Origin of the sequence: Pseudoxanthomonas winnipegensis (genome assembly GCF_030322905.1) — a bacterium.
Lineage (GTDB): Bacteria > Pseudomonadota > Gammaproteobacteria > Xanthomonadales > Xanthomonadaceae > Pseudoxanthomonas_A > Pseudoxanthomonas_A winnipegensis.
In genome coordinates this window covers 3,679,311-3,695,748 of the sequence record NZ_CP095475.1, presented here as the reverse complement: position 1 = coordinate 3,695,748, position 16,438 = coordinate 3,679,311, and the positions used below count along the sequence as shown (strand labels likewise).

Sequence of the window (16,438 nt, the reverse complement as noted above, 5' to 3'; positions counted from 1 at the left end):
GACTGATCACGATTCGCGTTTCCTCACGGTCCCGTGCCGGTCGCTATCCTGCGCGTCGATTCTCTGCGCATGGATATGACGATGAAGGGCGACGCCAAGGTCATCGAGTTCCTCAACAAGGTCCTCTACAACGAGCTGACCGCGATCAACCAGTACTTCCTGCACGCCAAGATGCTCAAGCACTGGGGCCTGAAGGAACTGGCCGAGTACGAGTACAAGGCATCCATCGACGAGATGAAGCATGCGGACAAGCTGGCCGACCGCATCCTGTTCCTCGAGGGCCTGCCGAACTTCCAGGCGCTGGGCAAGCTGCGCGTGGGCGAGAACCCGCGCGAGATGCTCGAGTGCGACCTGGCGCTGGAGCTGGAGGCGCTGCCGGTGCTGCGCGAGGGCGTGGCCTACTGCGAGACGGTGGGCGATTACGTCAGCCGCCAGTTGCTGGTGGACATCCTCGATTCGGAGGAAGAGCACGTGGACTGGCTGGAAACCCAGCTGGACCTGATCGGCCGGATCGGCGAACCGAACTACCTGTTGACCAAGCTCGACGACTGAGCCGCGGCCGGCGCGCCCTCCAGGCGCGCCAGATAGTCCTGTAGCGCCACCCGGGCACGCGCGAACTCGGCGATCACCAGCGCCACCGCCACGGCCGGGCGCTCCAGGCGCGCCTCGCGCGCGCCCAGTTCGATCCGCTTGGCCGCGGCCGACAGCGCCAGCGCGCCGAGATTGGCGCTGGAGGACTTGAGCGAATGCGCCGCCGCGCGCATGGCTTCCAGGTCGGGCGCGGCCGAGGCGGCCTCCAGCTCGGAGATCAGCCGCGGCGCGTCCTCGAGGAAGACCTGGATGATGCGGCCGGTGTCCGGGCCGGTGAACTCGACGAGCTCGTCCAGCAGCGCGGTGTCCAGCGCGACCGGGATGCCCAGCGCAGGCGCGCTGGGCGGCGGCGCAGGCGACGGCGGCGCGGCGGACGCGGGGTTGCCCTCTGAGACCGGGACCGCGGGGAGCGCGCCCACACTCGGCTCGCTGCTCGGGGTGTCCGAATCCGAGGCTTCGCCGACCGGCGGCAGCCAGCGCACCAGGCATTCCTCCAGCAGCGCGCGTGAGACCGGCTTGGACAGGTAGTCGTCCATGCCGGCGTCCAGGCAGCGCTGGCGGTCGCCGGCCATGGCGTTGGCGGTCATGGCCACGATCGGCAGGCGCGGCTGGCCGCGCTCGGCCTCGCGCTCGCGCCAGCGGCGCGTGGCGGTATAGCCGTCCAGCAGCGGCATCTGGCAGTCCATCAGCACCAGCGGGTAGCGGGTGCGCTCCATCTTCTCCAGCGCCATCACGCCGTTGTGGGCGTGGTCGGCGCGGAAGCCCAGCGACTCGAGCATCTTCTCGGCCACCGCCAGATTGACCGGGTTGTCCTCGACCAGCAGCACGCGGCGGCCGTCCACGGCGATGGGCTGCGAAGCGTCGGCGGCGGGTCCGACGCCGGCGAACGGCTCCGGTTCGGGCAGGGGCAGCGGCTGCTCGACGTGGACCGGCGCGCTGGCCGGGGCAGTGGGGGGCTTGGGGATGGTGCTCAGCAGCGCGCGCAGGTCCGATTCATGCGCCAGGCGCGGCAGCGAGGTCGCGCCGACGCGCAGCTCCTCGGGCACGGGCTCGTCGCCGTAGAGCCAGACCAGCTGGGTGCCGGTCTCCTGGGCGAGGCGGCCGATCACGCGGTGCAGGGCGCGGGCGCTGCTGCGCATGCTCGGGCTGAGATCAGCCACCACGGTGTGGAAGCCCGCGGTATTGGCGCGCAGCCGTTCCAGCGCCTCCTGCACGGTCTCCACGCACTGCAGGGAGGCGTTCCACTGCGGCACCAGGTTGGACAGGCGCGAGCGCAGCCGGCCGTCGGCGCTGACCAGCAGCACGCGCGCCTGCGCCGGGCGCGCCGGCGCGGGCAGGTCGCCCAGCGCCTTGAGCAGCGGGATCTCGAACCAGAAGGTCGACCCGCGCCCCAGCTCGGACACCACCGCGATGCGCCCGCCCATCAGGCCGACGATGCGCTTGCAGATGGCCAGCCCCAGGCCGGTGCCGCCGAAGATGCGGGTGGTGGACGCATCGGCCTGGCTGAAGGGACTGAACAGCCGCGCCTGCGCTTCGGGGTCGATGCCGATGCCGGTGTCGCGGACCTCGAAGCGCAACAGGTGCTGTGCGCCGGTCTCGCCCAGGCGCCGGGCGACCAGCGTCACCGAGCCGCGCTCGGTGAACTTGATGGCGTTGCCGATCAGGTTGGTCAGCACCTGGCGCAGGCGCAGCGGATCGCCGCGCACCGACAGGCGCACGGTCGGGTCCAGCTGCAGGCCAAGGCGCAGGCCGCGGCTCTCGGCCGGGCGCTGCATCAGCTGCATGACCTGCTCGAGCACCTCGCGCAGGTTGAAGGCGGTGTTCTCCAGCTCGAGCTTGTTCGCCTCCAGCTTGGAGTAGTCCAGGATGTCGTCGACGATGCGCAGCAGGGTCTGCGAGGAGGCGGTGGCGGTCAGCAGCAGCTGGCGCTGGTCCGGCGCCAGGGCCGAGCGCGAGAGCAGTTCGAGCATCGGCACGATGCCGTTGAGCGGGGTGCGGATCTCGTGGCTCATCGTGGCCAGGAACTCGCCCTTGGCCAGCACCGCCGATTCGGCCGCCTGCTTGGCCTTGATCAGCTCACCCTCGACGCGGCCCAGGCGCTCGACCTCGCGCTGGGCCATCTGGCGCTCGGACTCGGCGATGGCCGCGCGCGCATCGGCGGCCTCGATGTGGCGCGCGACCGCATGCAGCAGCACCAGCGTGGCCACGGTGGCCAGCAGGGCGGCCACGCCGGAGGAGAAAGCCACCAGCAGCCAAGGGCCGGGCACCATCGACAGGTCCAGCCACAGCGAGACCAGCAGCAGCACGGCCGCGGCGGCGGCCAGCCAGGACATCAGTGCCGCACGTCCTGGCGCGGCGACCACTACAGCACCGCGTTATGGAAGTCGAAGCCCAGGTCCTCGCCGACGCCCTGCACCAGGTTGCCCTGGATGAAGTCGACGCCGCCCATCCACATGGCCGCGGCGGCCTGCGGGTCCTCGATCTGCTGGCCGATCACCAGCAGGTTCTGGCGGTGCGCCAAGTCGATGGTGGCGCGCAGCTGGCCGCGCAGCGCGGCGTCCTTGTGCGCGCCGGCGAAACGGCTGGAGACGCGCAGATAGCTCAGCGGCAGCAGCGAGAGCAGCGCCTCGGCATCGGTGCCGGGCTCGAACTGGCTCAGGCAGAACTGCACGCCGGCCTGCATCGGGGCCTGGCAGAAATCGCGCAGCGCCACGGTGTGGATCAGCGCGTCGGACAGGCGCAGGTCCATCACCAGCGAGGACGGCTCGATGCCGCGGCGGCGGATCTCGCCGATCAGCCAGTCGGCCGCGCCAGGGCGGTTCAGGGTCAGCGGCGACTGCGACACGAACAGACGCAGCTCGGCGCCCTCGACCTTGCGCTTGGCGATCAGGTCCAGCGCGCGGGCGATGATCTGGCGGTCCAGGTCGACGATGTCGCCGGACAGCTCGGCCGCCGGCACGACCTGGGCGGCCGGCAGCAGCGTGCCGTCGGCCTGGCGCAGACGCATGAGCACCTGGAACTGGGCCTGGTCGCCGCCGGCCACCGACACGATCGGCTGGAACAGCAGTTCCAGCGTGGTGTCGGCCAGCGAGGCGCGGGCCTGTTCGCTGGCCGAGGGCGCCGGCACGTGCGCGGCGACGTGGCCGGGCTGGCTGCGCGCGGCCACGGCGGCGTGCTCGACCGCCTCCAGCGCCGCATCGCGGTCGGCGAAGCCCAGGGCCAGCTCGGAGTAGCCGATGATCGCGCGCAGCTGGATGGTCTCGCTGGCGCGCACCGGCAGCGACACCTTGGCCAGCTGGTCGTGCAGCGAGCGGGCGAAGCCCTCCAAGGCCTCGCGCGGCAGGCCGCGGGCCACGGTCAGGAAGCTGTTGTCGTTCAGGCGCGCCAGCGGATGCGGTGCGGCGAAGCCGGACAGCTGGCGCGCGGCCTGCGACATCAGCTGCTCGAAGGCGGCATAGCCGTAGCGGTCGCGCAGGCCCAGGGCGCCGGCGATCTCGATGAAGAACAGGCCGCCGTCGGCGTGTTCCTCCAGCGCCGAGGCCAGCTGCTGCTGGACGTAGGCGCGGGTGTGCAGGCCGGTCTCCGGATTGACGTCCAGCGGGGTCTGGTTGACCTCGGGCGCGGCGCTGGTCAGCACCTGCACCGGCAGGCGCTGGCGCATGCGGCGGATGCGGTTGGACACCGCGGCGATCAGGTGGCGCGGGCGGATTGGCTTGTTCAGGAAGTCGTCGGCGCCGCTGTCCAGCGCGTCGTACTGGCGTTCCGGATCCGGATCGCCGGTGAGGAAGACGATGGGCAGGTCCAGGTACTCGGGCCGCTCGCGGATGGCCATCGTCAGCGACATGCCGTCCTGGCCGGGCATGTGCAGGTCCATCAGCAGCAGGTCGGGCACGAAGCGCTGGATGCTGTCGATGACCTTGTCGGCCTCCATCTCCACTTCGGCCAGCATGCCCGCGCCGTGCAGCACGCTCTGGGCGAACAGGGCCTGCGGGCGGTCGTCTTCGACGATCAGCACGCGATACGGCGATTCGGCCGGACCGCCTTCGCCCTCCGCCGCGCCGGCGGCCGGGGGCGCGCCCGCGCCGCCGGGCAGGCCGGCGCCAGCGCCGTTATCGGACTCTGCTTCGGCGCTGGCGGAGAGGGCCGGCACGTCGTCGGTCCAGCGCCGCCAGTAGTTCGGCGGCGGCATCTCGGCGCGCACCAGCGGGCGCGGAGAAGAAGAGGACGAAGACGTGGGGGACGGCGGTGCGGGCATCGGGCTTTCCGGCGTGACTGATGTCCATTATGCGACGGACTGCCGTTAAAACGGGTTCTCGACCCGCTTACGGCCGCGATGCGGCCGTGGGTGATGAGCGGGGTCGCAGGCGTCGCCACACCGCGCGGGCGATCCATCCCAGCACCAGGGCGATGGTCAGGCTCAGCACCACCGCCACCGACAGCGCCAGCCAGGGATGGGCCAGCGCCAGGGCCAGGCCGCCGGTCACCACCACGTCCTCGGCGAGCGAGGCGGTCCAGTTGCTGACCGGCTCGGGCGAGGTGTTGAGCAAGGCGCGCGAGCCGGCCTTGAGTAGATGGCTGGTCAGCGCCACGCCGGCGCCGGCCGCCAGCGCGCCGGTGCCCAGGTGCCCGTCGGGCGAGAGTGTCGCGGCCGCGAGGAAGGCGCCGGCCGGCACCCGCGCCAGGGTCTGCAGCAGGTCCCAGACCGAATCCACGCCGGGGATCTTGTCGGCGAAGAACTCGGCCACCGCCAAGGCGCCGGAGGTGCCCAGCACCCACCACGACTGGGTGGCCTGCAGCGCCGGCGGCAGCTCGACCCAGCCCAGCAGCCCGGCCAGGCCGATCCCGAACACGGTCAGGTAGGCGCGGATGCCCGCCATCCAGGCCAGCAGGATCCCGATCACGAACAGATGTGCTTCGGTCATGGCCAACACGCTCTAGACTGGGGGCGACGGGAGGGGAGCGCGCGTCCCGTCGGGTCATCGCCAGTATAGGTCCCGCCGGGGCCGCGTCCGTGCAGGCGCGCGGGGGCGGCGCGTGGACCGTGCCGGCCTTCCTTGCCAACGCCGTGTCCGCCATGCACTCCACCATTCCGCAGTACCGCATCGTCCGCGGCCGCCAGGGCCGCCGCCTGCCGTGGCGGCTCCTGTTGGTCCTGGGCTGGCTCGCCTCGCTGGCGCTGGTCGCCGCCGCCGTCCTGTGGCTGACGCGCCCGGCCGGCCTAGACCAGCTGCGCCAGCGCGCGGCCAGCGCCGAGGCCGCCGAGCGCCAGTCCAGCCGCGAGGTCGCCGAGCTGCGCCGCCGGATGGTGGTGCTGGAGCAGTCCGACCGCATCAGTCGCGCGGCCAACCTGGACCTGCAGGATACCCTGGCCCAGCGCGAGACCCAGATCAACGATCTGCGCAGCGACCTGGCCTTCTACGCACGCCTGGCCGGTCCGACCGCCCAGCGCACGGACCTGACGGTGTTCTCCTCCAGGTTCGCCGCCCAGGGCGACGGGGCCTTCGGCTACCGGATCGTGCTGACCCAGACCCTGGACCGCGATGCGATCAGCACCGGGCAGATGCAGCTGGCGGTGGACGGCGTGCGCGCCGGCCGCCACGAGACGCTGGACTGGGCGCAGCTGCACACCGGCGGCGAGTCCGCGCCGCAGGCGTTCTCCTTCCGCTATTTCCAGGAGCTGTCCGGGCGCATCGTGCTGCCGGCCGGCTTCACCCCGCAGCGCGTGCGCGTGACCCTGCAGGCGCCCGGGCGGGCGCCGGTCGAGCGCGCGTTCGACTGGGCCCCGGCCCGCGGCTGACCGCAGTCCCCTTCCTCCCACGGAGCGTCCATGTTGAAGAAGAAGAGCAGCTGGCACGACGGCCAGGCCGTCGACACCCTCATCGGCGCGCAGGTCGTGCTGCATGGCGATCTGCAGTTCAGCGGCGGGCTGGTGGTGGAGGGCCGCATCCACGGCCGGGTCTTCGCCGCGCCCGGCCAGCCGGCCACGCTGACGCTGGGCGAGGCGGGCCTGATCGAGGGCGTGGTCGATGTGCCGGTGGTGATCGTCAACGGCCGCATCGAAGGCGACGTGCGCGCCACCGAGCGGGTGGAGCTGGCGCCCAAGGCGCGGGTCAGCGGCAACATCCACTACAAGGTGGTGGAGATGCGCGCCGGCGCCGTGCTGGTAGGACAGCTGATGCATCTGAGCGAGGGCGAGCCGGCGCAGGCTGCGGCGCCCGTGCCCGCACCGCTGGACGCGCTGCCGGAAGCCGCCAACGCCTAGGCCGCGCAGGCGAGCCTCGGCCCTGTTCATAACGGGCCGACTAAGCTGGCCCCATGTCTGCGAACGATCCGCCCAACGGCGCGCCGCGCCCGGCGTCCGAAGGCCCGCATCTGCTGCCCGTCAGCCGCGGCGCGCGCCTGACGGTGTATGCGCTGCTGGGTGTGCTGGTGCTCGCGCTGGGCTTCGGTGCCTGGGGCCTGTGGACGGTGTTCGCGCCAGGCGCGCGGCACGCGCCGACGGCGGCGCAATGGCAGGCCACGCAGGGCCGCGTGCATGAACTGGAACAGCAGGTCGCCACGCTCTCGCGCTCGGACCAGATCAGCCGCGAGGCCAACCGCGACCTGCAGGCCACGCTGAGCGACCGCGAGGAACAGATCGCCGGCCTGCGCGCTGACGTGGCCTTCTACGAGCGCTTCGTCGGCGCCACCGCGCAGCGGCGCGGCCTGGCGGTGCACGAGCTCAAGCTGCAGCCGCAGACCGACCAGGCCTGGCACTTCACCGCCACGCTTACCCAGAACCTCAACCGTGGCGCGGTCAACCGCGGCCGGCTGCAGCTGAGCGTGGAGGGCACGCGCGCGGGCAAGCTGGAGACGCTGGACTGGGGGCGGCTGCGCCAGCAGCCGCAGGCCGATGGGATGGCCTATTCGTTCAAGTATTTCCAACAGATCGAGGGCGAGATCGTGCTGCCGCCGGACTTCAAGCCGCTGCGCGTCACCGCGCGCCTGCAGCCGGACAACAGCGAGCGCGTGGACCAGTCCTTCACCTGGGCGCAGGCCGCCGGCGCGCAGGACGATGCGGCCCAGCCCTCGGGTTGAACTGACATCGTCCTGGCCCCATCCTTCCCCTCATGAGCACGCTCGTCTCCCTGCCCAATGCGACCCCGGCGCCGGACTACCAGTCGCTGGAGCGTCCGCTCAACTTCACCCATGCCGCCGCGGCCAAGGTGCGCGAGCTGATCGCCGAGGAAGGCAATGCCGACCTGGCGCTGCGCGTGTACATCGAGGGCGGCGGCTGCTCGGGGTTCCAGTACGGCTTCGAGTTCGACGAGAACCGCGCCGAGGACGACGTGGCCGTGCGCACCGACGAGGTCACCCTGCTGGTCGATCCGCTCAGCCTGCAGTATCTGATGGGCGCCGAGGTGGACTACACCGAGAGCCTGACCGGCGCGCAGTTCGTGATCCGCAACCCCAACGCCAAGACCACCTGCGGCTGCGGCAGCAGCTTCAGCATGTGATGCCGGCCGACGCGGGCGGCGCACGCACGCCGTTGCCTCTTCAGACCGGACCCTTGTCCGGTTTTTCGTTCGTGGCCGAGCCGTTGGACCGCGCCGATGCGCTGCGCGACGACGCGCGCGCGCTGGCCGCGCTGTGGCCGCAGGCGCGGGTGCTGGTGATCGACGCCGACGGGCTGGCCTACGCCGATCGCCACGGCGAGCTGCTGGCGCCCACCGGCGAGCAGCTGGGCGGCGGGCCGGGCCTGGCGACCTTCCTGGGCATGCGCGGAGAGGGGGCGTGGTTCGCCATCTCGGCCGACGTGGTCGCCTTCCAGGCGCCGGGCCGGATGGAGCTGCGCCAGGCCGCCAGCGACTGGGCGCATGCCGATTCGACCGCCTTCGCCCAGGCGCGCGCGCTGCTGCACTGGCAGCGGCGCACGCGGTTCTGCACCGTCTGCGGCGGCCGGCTCGAACTGCGCCGCGCCGGCTATATCGCGCGCTGCCTGCAGTGCCGCGCCGAGCACTACCCGCGCGTCGATCCGGCGGTGATCGTGGCCGTCAGCGACGGCACGCGGCTGCTGCTGGGGCGCCAAGCCGCGTGGCCGGCACAGCGCTATTCGGTGGTGGCCGGTTTCGTCGAGCCGGGCGAGAGCCTGGAGCAGACCGTGGCCCGCGAGGTGCTGGAAGAGACGCAAGTGCGCGTGCGCGCCGCGCGCTATCTCGGTTCGCAGCCGTGGCCGTTTCCCGGCGCCCTGATGCTGGGCTTCGAGGCCGATGCCGAGCCCGACGAACCGCGCGTCAACGGCGAGCTGGAGGATGCGCGCTGGTGCAGCGTGGACGAGGTCGGCGCGGCGCTGCGCGGCGAGGGCGAGCTGCTGCTGTCGCCGCCGCTGTCCATCGCCCGTGCGCTGATCGCGCACTGGCACCGCAAGATGACGGCCTGAGCCGCGCGGCGTCGATCGCTCTAGAATCGGCGCCACGCAAGGGAGCCTTCGAAATGTCGATCACGCTGGTGGCGGTCGTGGTGGCGGTGGTGCTGGGCCAGCTGGCGCCGCATGCGGTGAGCGCGTACCGGCGCCACGATCTGTACGCGCGCTGGTTGCACTGGCTGCAGGTGCGGCTGGGCGGCAGCGGGCTGTGGACTGGTCCGGCCGGCGCCGCGCTGGCGATCGCGCCCTGGCTGCTGCTGGTGATCGTGGTGCAGGCCTGGCTGCATGCGCCGCTGCTGGGCCTGCTGGGTCTGGTCTTCGGCGTGGCGGTGCTGGTCTGGGCCTGGGGCCCGCGCGACCTGGATGCCGACGTGCGCGCGGTGCTCGAGGCCGAGGAGGCCGCCGGGCAGCGCCTGGCGATGGCCGAGCTGGGGCCCGACAGCGACGACGCGCCGGGCCTGGTCGAGGCCGTGTTCCGCGCGGCGCTGACGCGCTGGTTCTCGGTGGTGTTCTGGTTCGCGCTGCTCGGCCCCGCCGGCGCGGTGCTGTACCGACTGTGCGCCCTGTCCGCGCGCGGCCCGGCGGCCGACACCCTGCCCGAGGCGCACCGCGCCGGCGCCGCGCGGCTGCTGACCCTGCTGGACTGGCCGATCGCGCAGCTGATGACGCTGTCGATGGCGCTGATGGGCAACTTCGACACGGTGTTCCAGGCCTGGCGTGGCGCCGGCGGCAACCGCTGGCGGCTGGACACCGGCTTCCTCGGCGCGGCCGCGCGCGCCAGCGTCAGCGCCGAAGTCGCCGAGGAAGTGCAGGACTATCTGGACGACGGCGTGCCCCCGCCGCCGCAGCTGCGCGACATGCCCGAACTGCGCGACGCGATGAGCCTGGTTTGGCGCATCCTGCTGCTGTGGCTGGCGGTGATGGCCTTGCTGGTGATCGCGGGGTGGGTGAGCTGACGCGCTTGCGCGGCATGCCGCGCGCGTCGGCGAACGCCCGGCCATGGATGGCCGGGCCGGACAACCCGTAAGGCGGCCAAGCCGCGCCATGGACGGCGGTGCGGTGGATAACCGAAGCGCGATGGCTTGCGCGGCATGCCGCGCTTCAGCGAACGCCCGGCCAGGGATGGCCGGGCCGGACGATCCGCAAGGCAGCCAAGGTCGCGCCATGGACGGCGGTGCGGCGGATAATCGAAGCGCGATGGCTTGCGCGGCATGCCGCGCTTCAGCGAACGCCCGGCCGCTGCGACATGTCCGCCAGCTCGATCCGGCATTTCGGCGCAAGGCCGGTCACCGAAAATCGTCTCTCCCGCGAAAGCGGGAACCCATGGACGTTGCGCGGTCTGGACGAACGTCACTGGATCCCCGCGTTCGCGGAGATGACGAGAAGAGAGATGCCCGCGAACGGTGCAGACATGCGAAGGCGAGCGCCTGGCCGCTGAGACACGGCTTGCGTATCGAGTTTGAGTTTCGGTGTGCGACCGATCATCGAAAATCGTCGCTCCCGCGAAGGCGGGAGCCCATGGGCGCTGTGCGGTCTGGACGAAAGTCCCTGGATCCCCGCGTTCGCGGGGATGACGAGAAGAAGGATTTCCGCGAACGGCGCAGGCATCCGAACGAGACGAGCGCTTGCTCGCGCTGACTTCAGGCAGCGCCTGCTCTCCGGCCGTGTCAGCGCTCAGGCCTTGTCAGCGCTCAGCCCGTGTCAGCGCTCAGCCCGTGCCAGCACTCAAACCGGCGGCGCCAGCAGCGTGAAGGGAAACCACGGCAGATTGCGCAGCAGCCAGTAGGCGGGAATCACCACCAGCCACACCCGCGGATCCATCGCCCAGCGCATGAGCGACCGCAGCACGCGCGGCTGCCAGCCCCACGACCAGAACAGCATCATCGGCAGCAGCGGCAACATCAGCATGCCCAGCGGATTCATGTGCAGGGCGGTGGGCAGATCGCCCTGCAGCAGGGCGTGCAGCGCGCGGGTCATGCCGCAGCCCGGACACCACAGGCCGGTGAGGCCGTGGAAGACACAACGGGGCAGCAGATTGCCCGGCTGATTGGGATCGACCACCCGCAGCACCAGCGCGCCGGCGGCGACCAATGGAACGGTCGCCGCCAGCAGGAGGACCCGCGGGCGCGTCAGTGCGATCACTGGCCGGCCTGCGCCCGGATCTGCTGCATCATCAGCTCGTAGTTGGCCATCGCATGGCCGCTGGCGAAGTTGTAGATCATCAGCACGATGCCGATCGCGGCGAACACCGTGGTCACGATGCACCAGGTCTTGGCCGTCTGCGAGGCGCGCTGGGCACCGGCGAAGTCGCCCGCGGCCAGCAGGCTATTGACCTTGGCGGCGAACACGATCGCCACGATGCCGGTGATCAGACCCGGGATGCCGCAGCACAGGCACAGGCTGAAGACCGTGGCCAGGATCGCCCACACCAGATGATTGGGCACCGGGCCCGGCGCGGCGGCCTGCGGCGGCGGGGTGTAGGGCGGCGGCGTATACGGCGGCGGATCGGACGGCGGCGTCGGCGGGCCGGGCGGCGGCGGAATCGTGCTCATCTACTCATCTCCCCAAGGGTTGGTGGCTGGAGTCTAGTCCAGCGTTGCGATCCTGCGAACCCGCGGTGCCTTCAGGCCGCATCGCCGCGCAGTGCGCGTACCCGGGCTTCGAGCTGTTCGGCGCTGCTGTCGGCGGGCATCGGTGCGCCGGCGACCACTTCGATATGCGCACGGAAGCGGCGCGGCAGGCGCATGCGGTGCAGGCGCGAGTCGCGATGCGACCACATGCTGGTCCACATGCCGCGCAGCGCCATCGGCACCACCGGCACCGGGCGGCGTTCGAGGATCTTCTCCACGCCGGACTTGAACGCGGCCATCTGCCCGTCCTTGGTCAGCGCGCCCTCTGGGAAGATGCCCACCAGCTGGCCGTCGGCCAGCGCCGCATCGATCTGTTCGAAGGCCTCCTGCATCAGCGCGGGGTTCTCGCGCGCGCCGGCGATCGGGATCGCCTTGGCGTTGCGGAAGATCCAGCGCATCACCGGGATGTTGAAGATCTTGTAGTACATGACGAAGCGCACCGGGCGCGGGATCGCGGCCGAGAGGATTAGCGCGTCCATGTAGCTGACGTGGTTGCACACGATCAGCGCCGGGCCCTCGTCGGGCAGGTGGCGCTCGATGCCGTGCAGGCGCAGCCGGTACAGCGCGCGCACCATCACCCAGCTCAGGAAGCGCATCAGGAACTCGGGCACGATCGAGAAGATCCAGATCGCCACCACGGCGTTGGCGATGGCCAGGGCCAGGAACACCTGCGGGATCGACCAGCCCAGGAAGCGCTGCACCGCCACGCCCAGCACCGCGGCGATGACGATGAACAGCGAGTTCTGGATGTTGACCCCGGCGATCACGCGCGAGAGCTCGCTGCGCGGCGTGCGGCTCTGGATCAGCGCGAACAGCGGCACCACGAAGAAGCCGGTGAACAGGCCGATGCCGACCAGGTCCATGCAGATGCGCCAGCCGCCGTGCGCCTGCAGGAACTGCATCACGCTCAGCCCGCTCTGCGTGGCCGCGCCCGGGCGGGCGAAGTACAGGTCGAGCATGAAGGCGGTGATGCCGAACGCGCCCAGCGGCACCAGGCCGATCTCCACTACGCGGCCGGAGAGCTTCTCGCACAGCAGCGAGCCGGTGCCGGTGCCGATGGAGAACAGCGCCAGGGCGAAGATGTACAGCGAGGGCGTGCCGCCCAGGTTGACCTCGGCATAAGTCGGCAGCTGCGCGGTCAGCACCGTGCCGATGAACCAGAACCACGACACGCCCAGGATCGCGTTGCGCACCGCCAGCTGCTTGCGCGCCAGGCGCATGATGGCCAGCGATTCGCCCAGCAGGTTCCAGTTGAGCTTGAGGTCCGGCGCGCCGGCTTCCACGCGCGGCACCTTGCGCGCGACCAGGTTGCCGGCCACCGCGAACACGATCACCGCCGTGGCCGCGGTCACCGGCCCGTGCGTGCCGGCGATCTGGAAGATCAGCCCGCCGAAGATCATGCCCACCAGGATCGACAGCGAGGTGCCCATCTCGACCAGGCCATTGCCGCCGGTGAGCTCCTCGGGCTTGAGCACCGAGGGCAGGATCGAATACTTGACCGGCCCGAACAGCGTGGACTGCGTGCCGGTGCAGAACAGCGCCACCAGCAGCACGGGCAGGTTCTGCGTCAGGAAGCCGACCGCGGCCAGCGTCATGATGCAGATCTCCATCGTGGTGGTGATCACGATCAGCCGCTGCTTCTCCAGCTTCTCGGCGATCTGCCCGGCGATGGAGGAGAACAGGAAGTACGGCAGGATGAACAGCGCCGGCGCCAGATTGGTGTACAGCGTGCGCTGCTGGGCATCGATGCCCAGGTAGAACAGCAGGCCGATGATGGCCTGCCGATACACGTTGTCGTTGAAGGCGCCGAAGCACTGGACGGCGAAGAACGGCAGGAACCGGCGCTGCTTGAGCAGCGCGAACTGGTTGTGGCCCGAGGACATGCGCGATTCCGTGCGAGAGCTGGGGCGCAGCCTAGGCCATCGTGGTGGGGTTGGGGAAGCGGGGGTTGGGGGAGCGGGGATTAGGGATTCGGGATTGGGGATTGGGGATTGGGGAGTTGCATGGGCGCGGCGGGGGTAGAGCGCGTGGCGTGAGGTGAGCGCTATTGATCGCTGACGCGCTCTTATGGGAGCAACTGTCTCTTCCGCCCACATCGCGGCCTCCTCGTAGAGCGGAGCTTGCTCCGCTGCCTTTCGGCCGGGTCAATCGGGAAAGCCCCAGCGGAGCAAGCTCCGCTCTACAGGTGGAGACGCCATGGCGGCGATGAGGCTTTCCCGGTCAAGCCCATCGCCGCCGTGGCGGCTCCCACCGAGCTCCGCCCTTTCCCTTTTCCTTTCGCGAAGCGAAGGGAGGGATGGGGAGCGGTTGCTCTTAGGCTGGCGCCGCGCTGGCGCCGGATGTGCTGGGCTCGGACGCCGGGCCGCGGATCACCTCGTCGGCGGCGGCGCGCAGTTTCGGCAGCAAGCGCAGGATCAGGGCCAGCTGGGTGCGCAGCAGGCGCTGCTTGTCCTCGATGTCCTCGGGCATCTGTTCGAGCGTGTCGGCCAGCTCGGCCACACCGGCGTCCAGGTCGGCCGGCGGCGGCTGACGCGCGGATAGCGCGCTCGCGGCCTGGCTCAGCGCGTCGTGCAGGCGCTGACCGGCCTGGTCGATGAGCGCGTCGTCGGCGTGCGGCGGCAGCGTGGCGCGGTGCGCGCCCAGCGCGGAGAGATAGCCCAGCAACGTGTTGGACAGCGCCAGGAAGCGGAAGCCCGCATCCAGGTTGCGGCGCAGGTAGCCCGGCTCGCGCACCATGTTGGCCAGCGCCGCCGACAGCGCCGCGTCGGCGTTGTGCATGTCGCGCCGGGCGATGCGATAGGCCAGATCGTCGCTGCCGCGGCCGCGGTACTGCGCCAGCACCTCGTCCAGGTAGCGGGTGCAGGCCTGCACCACCGAGGCCATCACCAGGTGCAGGCGCCGGCCCTGCCAGTCGGGCAGGATCAGGAATGAGGCCGCCGCGGCGATCGCGCAGCCGATCACCGTATCCAGCAGGCGCGGCCAGATCAGCAGGAAGCCATCGCCCAGCAGGTTGAAGCACAGCAGCGCCATCACCGTGATCGCCGCGGTGGCGATCATGTAGCGGTCGGTGCGGGTGACGAAGAACACCAGCGCGCCGGCCAGCGCGATCAGCAGCTGCAGCTCGGTGCCGGGGAACAGCTGCATCAGCGCCCAGGTGGCGCCCAAGCCGACCAGCGTGCCGGCGATGCGCTGCACCAGCCGCAGGCGCGTGGCGCCGTAGCTGGGCCGGCAGACGAAGGCGGTGGTCAGCAGGATCCAGAAGCCGTGGTCGGGATGGATCGCGCGCATCACCCCGTAGCCCACCGCCAGCGCGATGGCCATGCGCAGCCCGTGGCGGAACAGCAGCGACTTGGGCGTCAGCTGCGCCACCAGGCGCGCGCCCATCTCGCGCAGCGTATGCGGCGAGGCGTCGCGCAGGCGCGTGTCGATGCCTTCGCTGGTGGTGTCGGACAGGGCGGCTTCCGACAGCCGCCGCTCGATGGTCTGCAGGTTGGTGCCCAGCAGTTCCAGCGAGCCGAGCAGGCGGTTCCAGCGCGGGTTGTGCTGGTCGCGCAGAAAGGCCAGCGACTCGCGCAGGTCCGCCGTGGCGATGCGCGTCTGCTCACCGTACTCGAACGGCGTGCGCATGCGGATCGCCACGCCCAGCGCGGCGCAGGCCTTGCCCTGCAGCGCCAGCAGGCGCTGGCAGCGGTACAGCACGTCGCTGTGGAAGAAGGCCTCGGTCAGCGCCTCGTAGGGGTAGTGCGAGGAGCTGGCGCGCTCGTGGAAGTCCTGCGCCATGTAGTACAGGCGAAAGTACAGCCCCGACTGCACGCCGGGCCGGCCGGAGCGCCCGAAGCGCGCCAGGATCGCGGTCTTGGCGCCGTTGAGCGCCTCGACCACGCGCGCATTCTGCTGGGCCAGCGCCAGCCGGCGCGCGTTGACGTCGACCTCGCGCACCGGCTCGAACAGATCGGCCTTCAGACGCAGGAAGCGGCCCAGCTCCCAGAACAGCCGCGCCAGCCGCTCGCGCACCGGGCGATTGGCGAACAGCACCGTCCACAGGATCGACAGCAGCCCGTACCAGGCCGCGCCGAGCAGCAGCAGCCCGGTGCCCTGCCAGCTGGCGGCGGTGTGCGCCGGCGCGGGGTTGATGCCGTGGTCCATGCCGATCATCGCGTAGATCGACAGGCTGACCGTGCCGGTGGCGATGGAGGCATAGCGCTCGCCCAGCGCGCCGAGCAGGGTCAGGGCGAAGGTCGCCAGCGCCAGGCTGATCACGAACAGCAGCGGATGCGGGAACAGCAGCTTGACCGCGCTGGCGGCCAGCACGAAGCACAGCAGCGACAGCAGGACCGACTTGGTCCGGCCGAGCCAGTTGTCGTCGGTCTCGGCCAGGGCGCTGGCGATGATCCCCAGGAACAGCGGCGGGATCCACAGCAGCCGGTCGTGGTACCAGCACAGCCCCATGGCCACCGACAGCGCGATGAACACCCGCAGCCCGTAGCTGGCTTTCTCGTGGGCCCAAAGGCGGCCGAGGCGGGATTCGAAGGACGAGGACATGCGAAGGGAGCAGGCGCACTGGGACGGACGAGACGTCAGTGTGCCGCAAGCCGATGCAACGCAACGTGGCCGGTGCGCGTGGGCCTAGCGGCATCGCGCGTCCGTTCGCGTCCAGGCACGGACTCAGCGGGCGGGCGCGAGGCACGCCGATGCCCGCAGGGGCCGGTAGGCTTGTCGATCAGGTGATCGATGCGCAGCCGCCAGATCGGCGCATGCCCATTGAGCCGGCGCTGGCGAGCCGCAAGAAGAAACGCGCCCGGCAGGGCGCGTT

Annotated in this window: 14 protein-coding genes; 7 read left to right on the top strand and 7 right to left on the bottom strand. The window is 71.0% G+C overall.

The features are described from left to right. Positions 1-81: 81 nt before the first annotated feature. Entirely contained in the window at positions 82-552 is a 471-nt protein-coding gene (gene bfr, locus MWN52_RS16240) for a bacterioferritin (protein WP_286577772.1), read from the top strand. Here the strand turns inward: bfr and MWN52_RS16235 are convergent. The 3 genes from MWN52_RS16235 to MWN52_RS16225 all read right to left on the bottom strand — a co-directional run bounded on the left by MWN52_RS16235 (position 525) and on the right by MWN52_RS16225 (position 5,513). Further along, positions 525-2,924, bottom strand: coding sequence for a hybrid sensor histidine kinase/response regulator (locus MWN52_RS16235; protein ID WP_286575524.1), 2,400 nt, complete (start codon positions 2,922-2,924; stop codon positions 525-527). The genes bfr and MWN52_RS16235 overlap by 28 nt on opposite strands. 29 nt (positions 2,925-2,953) lie before the next feature. Further along, positions 2,954-4,846: an EAL domain-containing protein gene (locus tag MWN52_RS16230; protein WP_130536080.1), complete on the bottom strand. Its 1,893-nt coding sequence runs from the start codon at positions 4,844-4,846 to the stop codon at positions 2,954-2,956. 67 nt (positions 4,847-4,913) lie between these two features. Then, on the bottom strand, positions 4,914-5,513 hold the full coding sequence (locus tag MWN52_RS16225) for a DUF4126 domain-containing protein (protein WP_130516537.1): 600 nt from the start codon (positions 5,511-5,513) through the stop codon (positions 4,914-4,916). Positions 5,514-5,665: 152 nt separating this feature from the next. On the opposite strand from MWN52_RS16225, the gene MWN52_RS16220 reads away from it, so the two are divergent. Genes MWN52_RS16220 through MWN52_RS16195 form a run of 6 tightly spaced genes read left to right on the top strand, consistent with a single transcriptional unit; the run spans position 5,666 to position 9,951 of the window. After that, the gene (locus MWN52_RS16220; RefSeq protein WP_130516539.1) at positions 5,666-6,388 is read left to right on the top strand and encodes a DUF6776 family protein; all 723 of its coding nucleotides are present in this window, start codon (positions 5,666-5,668) and stop codon (positions 6,386-6,388) included. Positions 6,389-6,418: 30 nt separating this feature from the next. Beyond that, positions 6,419-6,853, top strand: a complete 435-nt coding sequence (locus MWN52_RS16215; protein ID WP_286575522.1) for a bactofilin family protein — start codon at positions 6,419-6,421, stop codon at positions 6,851-6,853. Positions 6,854-6,906: 53 nt separating this feature from the next. After that, positions 6,907-7,668, top strand: a complete 762-nt coding sequence (locus MWN52_RS16210; protein ID WP_286575521.1) for a DUF6776 family protein — start codon at positions 6,907-6,909, stop codon at positions 7,666-7,668. Between the two features lie 32 nt (positions 7,669-7,700). Beyond that, positions 7,701-8,087: an iron-sulfur cluster insertion protein ErpA gene (erpA, locus tag MWN52_RS16205; RefSeq protein ID WP_130516543.1), complete on the top strand. Its 387-nt coding sequence runs from the start codon at positions 7,701-7,703 to the stop codon at positions 8,085-8,087. Next, positions 8,087-9,010, top strand: coding sequence for an NAD(+) diphosphatase (gene nudC, locus MWN52_RS16200; protein WP_286575519.1), 924 nt, complete (start codon positions 8,087-8,089; stop codon positions 9,008-9,010). The genes erpA and nudC overlap by 1 nt, the downstream gene beginning before the upstream one ends. Before the next feature lie 53 nt (positions 9,011-9,063). Continuing rightward, the gene (locus MWN52_RS16195) at positions 9,064-9,951 is read left to right on the top strand and encodes a hypothetical protein (RefSeq protein ID WP_286575518.1); all 888 of its coding nucleotides are present in this window, start codon (positions 9,064-9,066) and stop codon (positions 9,949-9,951) included. 769 nt (positions 9,952-10,720) lie between these two features. On the opposite strand, the gene MWN52_RS16190 is transcribed toward MWN52_RS16195, so the two are convergent. The 4 genes from MWN52_RS16190 to yccS all read right to left on the bottom strand — a co-directional run bounded on the left by MWN52_RS16190 (position 10,721) and on the right by yccS (position 16,167). Next, the gene (locus MWN52_RS16190) at positions 10,721-11,137 is read right to left on the bottom strand and encodes a DUF2752 domain-containing protein (RefSeq protein WP_286575517.1); all 417 of its coding nucleotides are present in this window, start codon (positions 11,135-11,137) and stop codon (positions 10,721-10,723) included. Beyond that, complete coding sequence (locus MWN52_RS16185; RefSeq protein WP_130516549.1) at positions 11,134-11,547, bottom strand: CD225/dispanin family protein; 414 nt, start codon at positions 11,545-11,547, stop codon at positions 11,134-11,136. The genes MWN52_RS16190 and MWN52_RS16185 overlap by 4 nt, the downstream gene beginning before the upstream one ends. Positions 11,548-11,618: 71 nt before the next feature. Further along, positions 11,619-13,508 carry an MFS transporter gene (locus MWN52_RS16180; RefSeq protein WP_130516551.1) on the bottom strand — a complete coding sequence of 630 codons (1,890 nt, stop codon included), beginning with the start codon at positions 13,506-13,508 and terminating at the stop codon, positions 11,619-11,621. 430 nt (positions 13,509-13,938) lie between these two features. After that, positions 13,939-16,167: a YccS family putative transporter gene (yccS, locus tag MWN52_RS16175; protein ID WP_286575516.1), complete on the bottom strand. Its 2,229-nt coding sequence runs from the start codon at positions 16,165-16,167 to the stop codon at positions 13,939-13,941. Between the last annotated feature and the right edge of the window lie 271 nt (positions 16,168-16,438).